Origin of the sequence: Novipirellula caenicola, from assembly GCF_039545035.1 — a bacterium.
GTDB classification, from domain to species: Bacteria; Planctomycetota; Planctomycetia; order Pirellulales; family Pirellulaceae; genus Novipirellula; species Novipirellula caenicola.
Genome location: NZ_BAABRO010000023.1, coordinates 1 through 14,178 on the forward strand (window position 1 = coordinate 1; position 14,178 = coordinate 14,178).

Genomic DNA, 14,178 nt, shown 5'->3' on the forward strand with positions numbered 1-14,178 from the left:
CGCCACTCGCTATGAGAAGCTCGCACGAAACTTTCTTGCAATGGTGAAACTATCGATGATCGGTCGCTATCTTCGAATCATCGCCCCATGGAATTCCGCAATTTAAGGTTTTCAGACAGAGCCTAGCGGAAGCGGCTCAGGAATCACTAAACGCTGGTCTCTACCCCACCTTCGCCGACGACGCGAACATGTGGATTTGGAACGATGAACTTGCCACCTGCCGCGAGATAATCTTTATACTTTTCCACAAAGAAAGGGAGGAAATTCCAACTAAGCACGAGGTAGTAGTCTGGTTTCTCGGTTTGTAACGCTTCGTCTTCGATAGGAATGTGTGTGCCCGGTGTTAGCTTGTCAATTTTGAACTTGTTGACTTCGACTGCTTTTTGACAAAGATTAGGTCCGATATCGCAATAGTTCAGCAGGGTGCTGCCCTTCAGCGGTGCGCCCAGTGCCCACACACTCTTTCCGTCTGCCTTCAAGCCTTTGAGCAGTTTTTGCAGATCGTCGCGATTGGTTTCCACTTTCCGTTTGAATTCATGATAGGCGTCGATGTTGTACAGGCCGGCGTCTTCTTCATCGCGAATCCACTTTTCAACGGTTGGCGATGTGACGTTCTCGTTTGAGTTTAGCCCGACATAGCACAGGAACGAACCTCCGTGAACGTCGACGTGCTCAACATCGATGATCCGCATGCCATGTTCTTCAAACAGACGCTTCAGCGGACCAATGGAGTGAATCATGGTATGTTCATGGTAGAAATGATCGAATTGGCACTTCTGAATCACATCCTTCAAGTTCACGCACTGTGTCAGAAAGATCGTCTTGTCGTCCATTACAGCCGTTAGTCCACGGATAAAATCGTGAATGTCTTGGACGTGATAAAATACTGCAGTTGCCGTGATGAGTCGTGGCCGAACATTCAACTGACTTAATGCTCGACCAGTCGCCTCGTTCCAAAACGTTTCGCAAACCGTCGTGCCCGCATTGCGACACAATTCACCTGTCAAACGACCAGGATCGACTCCCAAGACACGCATTTTATGGTCTTGGAACTTTCTCAGCAGCGTCCCATCATTGCATCCTATGTCAATGACTAGGCTGTTTTCAGGAAGTCGAAATCGTTCAACCGTCCGCTTGGCCATCCAGTCAAAGTGATCCACGACCGGCATGTTAACCCCCGTAACGTAGGGGTGATTGCTGAACATGAACTCTGGGGCAGGAAATTCTTCCAACTGTACTTGGTGGCAGCTTTTGCAGATCATCATTGCAAAAGGAAAGACCAGTTCCTGATCTTTAATCTCTGAAGTTGGAAAGTGATTTCCATTGGGCTGGTCACCCAAGTCGATAAAACGCTGCAGATCGTAAGATCCGCAATTCATACAGTGAAGGTTTTTCATGAATTAGTGTGGGGCTGTAAGCGAGAAGTCGTAGGTGATGTCAAAGAATTGAGTTGTCAGATTAGGAGGCTTGGCCACGACGTTTATAAATCAGATTTGCGAGTCAGTTGGCATTTATCGCGTGGCAATTGTGAAAGGGCATGCCGGGGGCGCGTCGGTTTCATGTCCGGCTGCGGAACACTTGTGAGAAGTGATCAATCCTTAACATTGATCTGTTCGTTCATCCACCAGTCACAATTTTCAATCAGTCGTTGTTTTAATGTAGCAGAGGGATGCCAGCCCAGTTCAGTCGTTTGCCGAGTGATGTCTGCGACGATGCGTTGTGGCTGCCCATGGGGATCGGGCAGGGTGCCAAATTGAACGTTTTGGATCTGGCCCATGTGTTGAGCCAGCACGGTGACGATATCGCGAATCGAGGTGTCCTGGCCAGACGCCAGATTGATGGGGCCTTGCACGTTTGACGTGGCTAACGCCGCAAAAGCGTCTCCCAGATCCTGGACGCTAATAAAGTCGCGAATTAGACTGCCGCTGTCAAACGGCATCGGCTCGTCGGTACGCAGACGTGCGATCAGCTTCGGGATTAATCGTTCGGGACGCTCGTTTTCTCCAAACGGACAAAAGACGCGTCCCCAGGCCCAAGACAGGTTGTGGATGCTTGCCCACTGCTCCACCATTCGTCGCAATGAATCTTTTGCGGTGCCGTAAAGCGTGTTAGGCTGCTCGCTTTTCCCTTCGACAAGGTCTTCATTGCCACCCCATTCGTACTCCGCGCTGGTTCCGGCGACGACGATTCGTCTGCCGCCCGATTCCTGAAACGCTTGAAACAGCTTCAAACTGGCCGAAATCCAGTCCAGGTTCTTTGAGCTTGTCCAATAGGTCCCCGGTGTTGTATCCCATGCTGTATGAACCAAGGTGTCTGCATTGGCGTCTGCAACCGTGCTGGCGATCGTGGAATGATCCAAAAGATCACCAACAATCCATCGCACTCTGCCTGAAGTTAATTTTGTTCCATGGCAATATGCCTCGCTAGACCTGCAAGTGAGTGCAACAACTTCGCAGTCGCGAGCAACTAAAGCGGGCAGAATCCAGCGACCAATGAACCCTGTCGCACCGGTAACTAAAACTCGCATTGATCCCAATCTGGAGCGGCGGCATCTTTATCCGACAGAACCGGGTCCTTGACTGGCCAATTAATAGCCACCGTTGGGTCGTTCCATCGTAGCACTCGACCTTGGTCGGGCATGTACTGCCCTTCGATCAGGTAGGCAATCGTGGTGTTTGGTTCCAACGTGACGAATCCGTGGCCACATCCGGCAGGAATCAATACTGCTTGGCCACTCGCCGCTGAAAGCTTCGTGGCATGCCATTTACCGAAAGTGCTCGAATCGTCTCGCAAGTCGACCATTACATCCCAAGCTTTGCCGCTAACACAGGACACTAGTTTGGTTTGTCCGTGCGGCGACTTTTGAAAGTGCATGCCGCGAAGAGTGCCAGTGTGTGTATTGTACGAGTGGTTTGCATTGGTGGGGGAAAACGAAATGGACTGCGGAGAGAGTAAATCACGCTCCCAAAACACTTCAAATGCTCCCCGGATATCGGTGAACACCCTTATGGAAAAGAGCTTTGCACCGTCGATCGGTAATTCTTTTATTTCAATCAATTGATCGTGTTGTATTCGACTTTGCTCGGGACGGCCAGGATGTGGTGATATTGTCCGTTGTGATTGGCCATATTGGATAATTGTTGGATTTCAAATCCACGCTCTCGAAGAAACGCGTAGACGGACTCAGTCGATTCACCAAACTGCGGCAGCGCGTAGTCGTGTACTTCGAGCAACAACTTTGGTCGAACACGAGCTAAGAAATCTAATCCGCTGCGGAGCACGGACAATTCAGCGCCCTCGACATCAATCTTCACGAAGCAATCATCCAATGCCGTGAGGTGGGAGGTTGCCGAATCCAAAGACTGATTCTTCACACTCACTGTACCACTGGCCCCGATGTCAGTAGAGATTGCAGCACTCGGTTCCAGGTTGTCTGAGTCCACGACCATCTCTAAAGTTGGCTGTTCTAAATCGCTGACCGCGCTAGCGACAACGCTGACTTGATTGTCCAAGTGATTTAACTTGATGTTGCGTCGCAATTGTCGAAGGTTTTCTGGAATGGGTTCAAAAGCCATCACTTTACCGCTGGCCCCGACGCACCTCGCCATCAAAACTGTATGCATACCAAAGTTAGCGCCGATATCGATCGCAGTTCCGCCACTTTCAATACCAGATTCAATTCCCTCGCGAACCTCCGACTCTTGGTCAAAGTTCCATCTGCGTAGCGAAACATCGAACCTAAACTCGTGTTTTCCGATCGATCTAGGAACACCGCGTCCCAGATACCTCAATTGAAACAGAAAATCTCGGAGTACTTTCATAAGCTTCTATTGATCACTGCGCAAGGAAGTTGACAATTAAGGGACAGAAAACTTTGCAATTCATGGGATTCATCGAAGGTGATTCGTAAAGTTGCTGGCGCACCATTCAATAGTTGATCAGTCGACGCATTTTCTCGAAGAGCTGGATACCCAGAATCTTCCGCAGAGAAAGGGAACAGGAGGACGACTTACATCGGCAAAGCCAAAAATTTGCCCTCGCAGCAGCCATTTCTGCATATTCACGATTGCCGGCTGCAACCGCTTGCGAATACAGCCCAGAGTAGAGTCGCATTAGATTCGATGATTGAACCGCATTTGGCTCGCGTCCAGATTCCCCAAGAGTTTTTACGTTCTCTTCTGCTGCAGCGTTGACCCCCTCGTACCACTGCTGAACATCATCCGACTTAGTACGGCAATTCTCTGTCTGTGTGCGATAAAGAGCCGTGGCCGTATCGCTAAACGCGACCTTTCCGTAAAGGCAAATGCGAAACCAAAACGCATTGTCTTCGGCGAGCCAACCATCCAGATGTTCGGGCCAGGGATTCGCGAGCACCAAGTCACGGCGAACTATCGCTGCATGAACTGCCCATGGCGAAGCAGCGATTGTGGCGTCAGCTATTTTTGACGAGTCCTGTTCGCTAGCAGGACGTTTCTCAACAAACTCATCTGGTACTCCGTCAACGAACTCTTTCCAGCCTCCTGCAATCACGTTGGCCGATGGATACTTAATTGCTTCGTGAATCAACGTTGCTAAATGATTTTCCTCAAGCAAATCATCGGCATCCAGAAATTGAATCCAATCGCCTACAGCCTTTGAAACTCCAAAATTCCTAGCATGCCCTGGACCACGTCCTGGTGAACTCAGCAGACTGACTTGGGGATGTTGCCGGGCAAATTTCTCGACGATTGCTGGCCCCCCGTCTGTTGATCCGTTATCGACCACGAGAACTTCAATCGCTGATGTGGATGGTTCTTCTTTTGAACCGAATGGCTCGCTGAATTGCGAGACCGCCGATTGCAGCGTTGCTTCAATGTAGTCAGCTTTGTTGAACAGCGGAATGACAACGCTAGTTAGCAAGTTTCGGCTCCTTTTCGCGACGAAACCTTGACCGCTTCAAAACAGGCCATTCCAAAAAATGCCAAGAAATTGCCGCGATGGGATGATCTAAGCACGGGGAGACAAGAAGCATTTGGATTGGTGAAATTGACTCCACATTGTTCACAACCGACTGCTGGATGGGATACGCAAAAATATACATTCGATAGGAATAGTCGCCGACTTCACTAAACTCTCGAGCGGCTCCTGTTGGGACGAATTCAATCCAAATGATGCAATACTCTGCAAGCAACAATAGCCCCGGTCTGAACAATCCCAAGCCAATGAAGGCACAACCAGCAAAAAAGGCTATGCAAATGCCTTCCATAACACCGGAATACGCTTCTCTGAAAGATGAAGCACAAAGCACCAGTTGCAGCGAACGCCCCAAACCGCAAAAAGTGGATGCCCACCACCTCGAATGCCAGGTGCACTAGCGATTACGCAGCAACAAATGACTGCCGAATTTTTTTCTTGTCCACAAGCCTATCGCTAACATGAACCGAACTAGGTTCTAATTGTTGTTGCGACCTTTGGCGAAATCCGACAGCACTACTTGCCCCTCTCAAGAATCACTTTTAGGAAATTACCAGCGGCCAAAGAGGCATCTCGGATCTTGGGTATCCGCTCAGACAGATGGGCACGCAGATGCCTTTCCTCTGCCAGCATACGTTTTATTGTCTCCAATAATCCATTAAGTGTCAGTGATGACGACGGTAAACACCAATCTTGAGAATCAAAAACGTCTTGGTTCAATCCCCTGGCTTTCAAGCTGTAGCCAAGGCTAAGCGTTGGAACGCCAGACCCAATGGACGCAATCGTGGAGTGAGTTCGAGCGCCGACAAAAACTCGGCATTTTCCAATAATCCATTTAGACTCGGCTGCGTTCAGTGTTGGCGGTATCAGCTTAACCCTCTTTTGATCTTCAGTGCTGGTTGCATTCATGACTCGATTCAAGAAATATAAGTCATCGCTTCCGACATGATCTGAGAACACATGAGGAACCAGTACTATCGATGAGTCGGTTGTCTGCAGTAAGTTGCGAATGAATTGCACTGAGAATTCAATGGCCGGTTTCAGGTCCGATTCGGTCAGTTCCCAAGGCATTTTTGTCAACTTGAGTTGTTTTCTTGCCACCAGTGGCGAGAGGTTAACACCGATTGGCTGATCTCGAACCATGTCCTGGACCTTTTGCTTTGGTGCGACGGGTGACAAAAGGAACGCGGGGTCTGCGACTTGACGAACATTCTCCTCAACGCCAATCGAATTCAAATATTGCTTTGAAAAGGATTCCCTGACAAATACGCCGTTGAGGCTCTCCAGATGTTTTTTGATCTGCTGCTCGAATTCAGGTGAATCAGTAAACGGACCGATCGAGGCTCCCCAGATGAAAACGGGGATTCCTTGTGTCAACATGTAGCGATCCATTTCAAGGAAATGCCTAGGGATCCCATAATCCAGGGAATAGTTGTCACCGCCTAGTTCTAGTCCCGCCATTGCACTCGACGCCCTCGCGAGAATTGGTGAGTGAACACCGGCAAAGTGAGTTCCAACTCTGCGATTCAGTTGATCAGCGAACCAGTCGAATGAGCATCGTGGTTTTGCGATTTTAAGCCCAAAGTGAGTAACTGCTGCATCAGATTCGCTTGCCAATTGTGATTGCAGGGTTGCTTCGTTTGCGTAAATTCCTGAATCAAAGTGAATATCGTCGCCGAAGTTTGCTCGCAATATCTTTAGCGTCCCACGGACGATAGCTTCGCACCCAAGGTTTTTGTACGAACCATTCCCGACGAAAAGAATACGGTTAGCCATCCACTTGACTCCGACTGGCCATTCTGGCCACCCACTTTTTGACTCTAGATAGTTCTACGAATGTCTTTGTTTTGACTCGAGACATTAAACTCGGTCGGTACAGTTTGTCGTATGCTGAAAGAAGTGGTTGCATCAGCCGAAAAAACTCGGACAGATCGCCCCGATCCGTTGCAACAACAAAAGCCTTGTGGCTTTCAGAGGCGATTTCTTGCCGGAGTTCGAATACGCGTTTTTGCCTCTCATTTAAGTGGCTAGCACTTGGCTCAACGCGTTTCTTCGGGCGCCAAAGATTCTGTTGATCACGAAGGTGAAGACGGTAGGCTAGGCCATCGCGTCTATGGCGTAGGCCAGCGTCCTGAGATTCAATCACACGTTCTGGAGCAACTCTTTCGAATGCTAATTTCCCAGAACCAATTGCCGAATCTACGATCCCTCGGATTGCCTCATTCCTGACAATGACAACGTTAGAACCACCGCTATCGTTTACATATTCAGGTAACCAAGCATCACCAACTGAAATGTCGGCAGTTTCCCCGACTACATCATCGCAAAACTCACAGGCAGAGTATTTGAAGAACCCGTAGCCCCAACTACTTCCCTCGTACTCTGAGTTTGCACGACAGTGGTCCACTCCCTCCCCTCGCACAGAAATTCCGTAGTTGCTCGCGGCGCGTTCCTGAAGCTTGGTTCTAAAATTGATGGCTTGAAGGCCGCCCGGCATAATCCCGGCTTGCCAAGCAAAGAAATCTGCAAAATGACTGCTCTTAAGGTGTCCACAGAATAACGCAACCGTAAATGCAACGCGTCTTTCGATTTCCTTATCGTGTTTGGACAGCAATCGAATGCCCTTGACAAAACACGGCAATCCCACAACAGCGAATTTCCCATCCAATACACGAAGTTCCTTCAATACCTCGGACATTTCGACGGGGTAGTAGCGTGACTTGGACCGAGCCTGAACTTGTTCTTTTGTTCTCGATATTGCGTACTTAAATGGAACTCCATCAGCGTTGTCGCAACCGCCAACATGTAAGATACCATCAACCAGGCCTTGCTCTAACAACTCTAGAAGAATCCAGGTCCCCATTCCACCCGAACTGCCCGCCTTGCGCACTTCCGGCAGGGTCACGTGTCCGGCGTAGCAGTCGGAAAAATAGCCTATGCCCTGCTTGTATTCGCAGGTACTAGCAAATAACGCTTCTCCGATTTGGTCTTCGTTTTGCGATTGGTCACTGAATGGACATACCGAACTAATGCCATCAGGTTCTTGGTTTTGAACTGTTGCTTGAAATGTTCCATCATCCGTCAATTGGATTGAGAAAACATCACTTGATGCAGCGCAAACTCCACAACCACTGCACATTCCATTTGCAATGACGGTGTCTTTCAGTGTTGATGATCTTGATACCATCAGGTTATGTTCGCCCAGGCTTTTTCGAAACCCATCTTGGCGCCAATCTTTGCAAGCTTGTCACTGACGAACTTGCGGTCTTCTGCATCCATCACCAAAAAGTAGACGGCAGCCGAATACAAGACCGATAAACAAGATGCAACAGATAAAATACGGAACCAGGTGTCGATCAACATCGCCTGACAGGCGACCCACGTTACGCCAGCCAAGGCCGTCGTTGCAAGCAGCAGCCCAAGCAGCGGCAACAAGAATGTTCGCAGAGGTCTATCTATGTTGTGAGCCGCCCACATAGGAGTAAAAATGACGTTTTTCAGAGTCAAAACGGCAACCCCCGAGATCGCCACTCCGTAAATTCCAAGTGTCGTTTGAGTTACTAAGATAACCCCGAGCAGCACATTCATTATCCCAAAACCAATGGTCAAGAGACCAGGGATCTTGATCTTGTCAGCGGCCAGCGAGACAGCAAAGAGTGGAAGCACACCTAGATTGATCGAAAGGGGACCGATCAGGATCACCATCAGCGGAACAAGGTCGGTAAAATCTTCTCCCAACCAAACGTCCAGGATGTCGGCTGCCATCCCGCATAGGATGCCGATTGGGATCGACATCGAATACCCGACGAACCGTGCAGCACGCAACGCATAAAGTTTTACCTCATCCAAGTCACCTTTGGCATGCAGGCCCAAAATTGTCGGTGTAAAGACGGCAGCGAGAGAGGTCGCGAAATTCCGTAACATGGCACTCCACTGCAGGATCGCCGCATAGCGTCCCCCACTGGTTGGGCCGAAGAAATGATTGATCAGGACCAAGTCCACACTTAGCAATAAGATGGTTCCGACTTGAAAGACTGATACCCAGACTCCCGTAAAGAACAGGTGCTTGAAAGTGCTCCACTGTACGTTTGGAAAACAAATAGTTGTCCCGGGCATCAAATGACGCCACGCAATTACGTGCAACAATGCGGCAGTGGCAACTGAGGTCAATCCAGCAACGCCAACCCACTTAATGCTTGGCTCAAATAGTCCAAAAAACAGCACTATCCCGGCAACGCGAACGACGTTGCCAATGATGGCTATTGCGTGGGTGATCTCAAATCGATTCCTACAAAAGGCGGCCACCGAAAACGGTGTCATGACGGTCGAAACTACAAAGGAAAGTGCAGTGGTGCCAAACAACCAACGGGCTTGATACAGCCCATTCTCTGGAATCTGGATCAGCTTGTCTAAGAATACTGCTGCACCTGCCAGAAACAATGATACGACACATGCGATTACCAAGCAGACAACAACAGACGTGCTGAAAATCAAGTTTACATTTGCGTCGTCATCGCGTTCAACTGCTTGAGTCAGTGAGCGCGAAACAGACGTGTTGATCGCAACGGTCAAAACCCCGCAATAGCTAATCAGTGTTAACGCAAGTGGAATCAGTCCGTAATGGGCAGGTCCCAGTCTGTGAATTAGATATGGAGTAAGAAGTACACCGATCCCAATGAAAATAGAGAAGCTCAGGACTTGCGCAATCACGTTGACCGAAAATGTCCCACGACGCACCGAAGCCTTTGCTTTCACTGGATATGGGTCAGATCTGGTCATGATTCGCCTACTTGGCAATCGATAATCCTAGCCCATCGTGCCCACTGTTCGGTTGCGGCCATTCCTGCATGGATATCGAACTGAGGGTCATATCCCAGCAAGCGATTGGCCTTCTCTATGGAGTATTCAGTCTCTGCTGCGAGATACTTTCCGTAAAACGCAGGAGGAAGATGTAGCGGAAGTTCTTCGTTGGTTTTAGCTGCGGTTGATGCTGTTAAAGAGCTAGCGGTTGCGGCATTCTTTCTACGCACGAGGTTACACGCCCACTTCAGGGGCACGACTAGTCCTGACGCAGTCAAAGCAGCTCTGAACTCGGGATTGCTCTTTAGTGATCTTACTGCAGACGGGGCAAGCTGACGCGTCGCGGCCCTCTTCTTCGATCTAAAGGCAGACTTGAGGTTGGTCCCTTTCAATAAAACGATTCTATCGTTCTCACCGATCATCCTTTGGTAGTGCTCGTAGAATTCAAGACGCGTTATGCGCCCCGGACCTTTGATCATGAATATTTCGCCAACGGCGGATTCCATTACTGCTGCCCGTAGTAGAGCTTGAACCACATCATCGACATAGGTTGCGTTGGATACACCTTTGCCTTCGTTGGGAAGTCCCACCCGACCAGCTTGTAGTTGTCTTAATGGAGCAATGGTAAACACAGGACCCCAAGGGCCATATACACCCGCAACCTGAAGTACCGTTCCCGGAAGCCCTCTACTCTTATGAAAATCCAACACCACGTTTTCGGCATCCAGCTTCATATCGGAATAGTTCCACCCCCATCGAATCCGTGGTTCCGTTTCGTCAATTATGCCGTTCGCTCGATTGCCATAGACGGCCGCTGTACTGACATTTACAAACCGATCGACACCGCACTTTAAAGCTGCAGTTGCCAGCGTTTGTGTTCCCTCGACCGTGACTTTGTAGTCCTCTTTGGCGTTTCCAGATTTTGCATACGCGAGGTGGAAGACGATACTGCAGCCACTCATTGCCTTCTGCATTGCCTTCTGATCAGTCATTGGTTCGAAGACCGTATTTACCGGAAAACGACACATCCTTAGCGCACCAGCATAAGGACGATTTACCAAAGCAGTTACATTCGCCTCGTAGTCTCTGACGAGACATTCAACAAGACGGCCGCCTATGAAACCGGATCCCCCGGTCACAAAAACGTTGGTACCTTTGGGAAAACCAATGCTATTCATGATGTACCTTCGATTGGCTGCATCCATGGAAAATCGAGAATCTTGGGGCTTGCGTAGCAACCATCTATCAGCGCAATTGACTTCATCGCATCTTCGCCAGTCGCCATCGGAGGTTTGCCCTCGATAACAGCATCTGCGAAATCGTCAAGCTCCTGAGACATGATCTTGGCAACTGATTGCACTTCTGCATAAGGTGAGCCCGCTGGCACCGACCTTCCGTTGAGCGTCAATTCACTTCCTGCAAGTGATACGGAAACATTGTCACCGTAGAACGGTGCGTAAATGGTTCCCTTTTCAAACTCAAAAAGATAACGGTTTTCTAGGTTCCGACTTCGGCTCAGTTCTACGCAGCCCTTTGCTCCGCCGGCCATGGTCAGATGGACTTTGCATTCTGATTCAATGCCGCCTTCGGAATCGCATTCGAACTCAAACGCTATGGGGTCGCCAAGCATCCAAATTAGGGAATCCAGGACGTGCGAACCAAGCCCCATCAAAACGCCTCCTCCAGCCTGAGCCTTGCTTAAGATGAAGTTAGAGGCGGACGACCACGCGTAGTCGTATCCGTTTTCCACATTGAAGCTTACTAGCTTTCCCAAAACACTCGACCGAATGTATTCTCGAACCATTCGATCACTCCGAAAGAATCGCCGAGTCATTCCAGCGGCAACTAGTACGTTTTTCTCCTTTGCAAGAGAAAGCAACGTTTCGCACTCCGCAGACGATAGGGCAATTGGCTTCTCTAGCAGAACTGGCATTCCCATTTCGATCAATCCGCATGCGATAGGAACATGCGAACCGGGCGGCGTAGCGACCACTGCAGCGTCTGCGTACTTGGTAACATCCGTTATTGAATTCGAGTTATGCGCCACTCCAAACTGGTCGCAAAGTTGCTTTCTTCGAGCTTCAAGTCGATCAACAAGTAGCGTGACCTCCACTTTTTCTGATTCCGCAGCGCCAGGTAGGTGACCTTGCTCTGCAATTGCGCCGCATCCAATGATTGCTAATTTTAATGGCATTAGTTTTGTATGGTCCTACTGTGTCTACTTTCTATGAACGTGTTTCAAAATGCCATTTTTTGTTGTGTGAGTCGTCGGCTCATCAGATCAATCATTGCCAGGTAGATGGCAGTCTCTGGCGTTTCTGTGAGACGTTCATAGTCTTTGGAGAGGCTGCGATGCCGACTTATCCACGGAAGTGTTCGTTCGGCAATCTATCGCTTCGGTAAGACGACAAAACCCTTTCGTGTTTACCGGTTGTAGTACGGTGTGAAGCAAGAGACGGTGAGAGGGTTGCAAGAAGTCAGGCAGCCCGCATTAACCGTTAGCAATGTATGCAGACACCACTTTAAGCCCAGGGCAATCGCACGTAGATTCCGTTTACGTTCTGATCTATCGCGAGCAATCATTAGGAATCGATGTCGACTCGTAAAAAGCAAAAATTCGCTGGGTATCATCGCGTGAAATATTGGGCCGACACTCTTATTTCAAACGCGTTATGGCGGAGGAGCTTACATGTACGCCATCTCGGTTCCTGATGGCAAGTATCGCTCAACAATTTACGGCAAATCTAAGTGTGTTGACCCTCGCGAGGGTTGTGGACGCGATTTGTTCGCTGGAAGGTGCTCGGGTTGGCACCCTAATCTTAATCGAGGGCATCTCATTCCGCGCGGACTTCGTCCACGTGGGTGACACTAACCCATTTGCGTTTTTTTGATTTTGATCGCTTGATTCCTGTGCGTCGGGGCGACGCTGGGAATCAAGTGAATCGCGGTTTGCCCATCCGCCGCTGGTTGGCGGACGCTTCGCGGCCGCGAGGGCTGCCGGAGCCAGGGTTTTTGCCAAGATCCACGTCCGCAAATGCCGAGACCTCACGATCTTGGGCAAAATTGGCTGCCCGCGGGCAGCGACCGCAGCGCGTTTGCCGCTGTGCGGTCTGCGAAAAGTATCCTGACTCAGCCGCCTCGTCCTGACAAGGACGCGGCTGCCAAGTTGCTGTAATCTAATCCGCTTCGAGGGGTTTAGTAGGGTTGTAGCAGTATTAATTTTTGAGGAAGCGGCTAGCGGTGAGTCGCTAGACGCTAGAGGCGGGTTAGGGAGTGGGGAGAGGGGGAGACAGGGAGTGGGGAGTGGGGAGTGGGGAGTGGGGAGTGGGGAGTGGGCGTAGCGGAAGTCGTGGAGACTTTCGGGACCGACGGGGGATGATTGAGGTGGTGAAGATGCGCCGCGGGGCTGTGGGGAGAGGTAACTGCTTCTTGCGGCTGTTCCGCGCGGCAGGAGAGAGACTGCCGATTGAGGATGACACGATCGCTTTTTTGGTAGCGGTCTGGTCGTTAGTCACGGGTGAAGGGTTGCGAGGCCTCGCTAATCGCAAGGCGGCTAGCTTGTTGAGTCGTCGTCGTAGACACGGAGGAGAATTGAAAAAGTTAAATTGACAATTGGAAATTGAAAAATGGTGGGAGAGCTGTAGCGGAAGTCGTGGAGACTTTCGGGACCGACAGGGGATGATGATGAAAATGCGCCGCGGGGGCGCGGGGAGAGGTATCCGCTTCTCGCGGCTGTTCCGCGCGGCAGGAGAGAGACTGCCAGTAGAGGGTGCTGTTCGCTTTTATGGTGGCGGTCTGGTCGTTAGTCACGGGTGAAGGGTGGCGGGGGCTCGCTAGCCGCCATGGCGGCTAGCTTGTTGAGTCGTCGTCGTAGACACGGAGGAGAATTGAAAAAGTTAAATTGACAATTGGAAATTGAAAAATGGTGGGAGAGCTGTAGCGGAAGTCGTGGAGACTTTCGGGACCGACGGGGGATGATGATGAAAATGCGCCGCGGGGGCGCGGGGAGAGGTATCCGCTTCTCGCGGCTGTTCCGCGCGGCAGGAGAGAGACTGCCAGTAGAGGGTGCTGATCGATTTTATGGTAGTGGTTTGGGCGTTAGTCGAGGGTGAAGGGTGGCGGGGGCTCGCTAGCCGCCATGGCGGCTAGCTTGTTCAGTCGTCGTTGGAGAGAGGGAGGTGAATGGGGAGACACGGAGAGAGGGAGACACGGAGACATGGAGACATGGAGACATGGAGAGGGCGTAGCGTAAGTCGTGGAGACTTTCGGAGGCCGACGGGGGATGGAGATTAAGATGCGCCGTAGGGGCGCGGGCCGTAAAATAACGGGGCGTGCGTGGGGCCCGGCCGCTGACGCGTCGCGGCTCAGTAAGTCAACAAGTCGTGGGCGGCTTTCGGGGACTTGGGAATTTTGGGATAGGCCAAT

General features: G+C 50.4%; 12 protein-coding genes. 2 read left to right on the forward strand and 10 right to left on the reverse strand.

From position 1 onward, the window contains the following. Nucleotides 1-146 precede the first annotated feature (146 nt). The 5 genes from ABEA92_RS27320 to ABEA92_RS27340 all read right to left on the reverse strand — a co-directional run bounded on the left by ABEA92_RS27320 (nt 147) and on the right by ABEA92_RS27340 (nt 4,899). A complete protein-coding gene (locus ABEA92_RS27320) occupies nt 147-1,397 on the reverse strand; it encodes a class I SAM-dependent methyltransferase (protein WP_345688320.1) in 1,251 nt (416 codons plus the stop codon). A gap of 194 nt (nt 1,398-1,591) precedes the next feature. Further along, complete coding sequence (locus ABEA92_RS27325) at nt 1,592-2,527, reverse strand: NAD-dependent epimerase/dehydratase family protein (protein WP_345688322.1); 936 nt, start codon at nt 2,525-2,527, stop codon at nt 1,592-1,594. Then, on the reverse strand, nt 2,515-3,057 hold the full coding sequence (gene rfbC, locus ABEA92_RS27330; protein ID WP_345688324.1) for a dTDP-4-dehydrorhamnose 3,5-epimerase: 543 nt from the start codon (nt 3,055-3,057) through the stop codon (nt 2,515-2,517). Before rfbC ends, ABEA92_RS27325 begins: the two co-directional genes overlap by 13 nt. Continuing rightward, nucleotides 3,054-3,821, reverse strand: coding sequence for an FkbM family methyltransferase (locus ABEA92_RS27335; protein ID WP_345688326.1), 768 nt, complete (start codon nt 3,819-3,821; stop codon nt 3,054-3,056). The genes rfbC and ABEA92_RS27335 overlap by 4 nt, the downstream gene beginning before the upstream one ends. A 106-nt stretch (nt 3,822-3,927) precedes the next feature. Then, a complete protein-coding gene (locus ABEA92_RS27340; protein ID WP_345688328.1) occupies nt 3,928-4,899 on the reverse strand; it encodes a glycosyltransferase family 2 protein in 972 nt (323 codons plus the stop codon). A 248-nt stretch (nt 4,900-5,147) separates the two neighbouring features. Here ABEA92_RS27340 and ABEA92_RS27345 point away from each other — a divergent pair, with 248 nt between their 5' ends. Continuing rightward, nucleotides 5,148-5,354, forward strand: coding sequence for a hypothetical protein (locus ABEA92_RS27345; RefSeq protein ID WP_345688330.1), 207 nt, complete (start codon nt 5,148-5,150; stop codon nt 5,352-5,354). Between the two features lie 115 nt (nt 5,355-5,469). Here ABEA92_RS27345 and ABEA92_RS27350 read toward each other — a convergent pair whose 3' ends face one another. Genes ABEA92_RS27350 through ABEA92_RS27370 form a run of 5 tightly spaced genes read right to left on the reverse strand, consistent with a single transcriptional unit; the run spans nt 5,470 to nt 11,947 of the window. Then, nucleotides 5,470-6,729, reverse strand: a complete 1,260-nt coding sequence (locus tag ABEA92_RS27350) for a polysaccharide pyruvyl transferase family protein (RefSeq protein ID WP_345688332.1) — start codon at nt 6,727-6,729, stop codon at nt 5,470-5,472. Continuing rightward, nucleotides 6,722-8,140, reverse strand: a complete 1,419-nt coding sequence (locus ABEA92_RS27355) for a Coenzyme F420 hydrogenase/dehydrogenase, beta subunit C-terminal domain (protein ID WP_345688334.1) — start codon at nt 8,138-8,140, stop codon at nt 6,722-6,724. Before ABEA92_RS27355 ends, ABEA92_RS27350 begins: the two co-directional genes overlap by 8 nt. After that, nucleotides 8,140-9,732, reverse strand: a complete 1,593-nt coding sequence (locus tag ABEA92_RS27360; RefSeq protein ID WP_345688336.1) for a lipopolysaccharide biosynthesis protein — start codon at nt 9,730-9,732, stop codon at nt 8,140-8,142. Before ABEA92_RS27360 ends, ABEA92_RS27355 begins: the two co-directional genes overlap by 1 nt. Continuing rightward, a complete protein-coding gene (locus ABEA92_RS27365; protein WP_345688338.1) occupies nt 9,729-10,931 on the reverse strand; it encodes an NAD-dependent epimerase/dehydratase family protein in 1,203 nt (400 codons plus the stop codon). The genes ABEA92_RS27360 and ABEA92_RS27365 overlap by 4 nt, the downstream gene beginning before the upstream one ends. Beyond that, nucleotides 10,928-11,947: a Gfo/Idh/MocA family protein gene (locus ABEA92_RS27370; RefSeq protein ID WP_345688340.1), complete on the reverse strand. Its 1,020-nt coding sequence runs from the start codon at nt 11,945-11,947 to the stop codon at nt 10,928-10,930. Before ABEA92_RS27370 ends, ABEA92_RS27365 begins: the two co-directional genes overlap by 4 nt. A gap of 840 nt (nt 11,948-12,787) precedes the next feature. Here ABEA92_RS27370 and ABEA92_RS27375 point away from each other — a divergent pair. Further along, nucleotides 12,788-12,928 (forward strand): hypothetical protein, encoded by a 141-nt coding sequence (locus tag ABEA92_RS27375; protein WP_345688342.1) that lies wholly within the window; start codon nt 12,788-12,790, stop codon nt 12,926-12,928. The last annotated feature ends 1,250 nt before the right edge of the window (nt 12,929-14,178 follow it).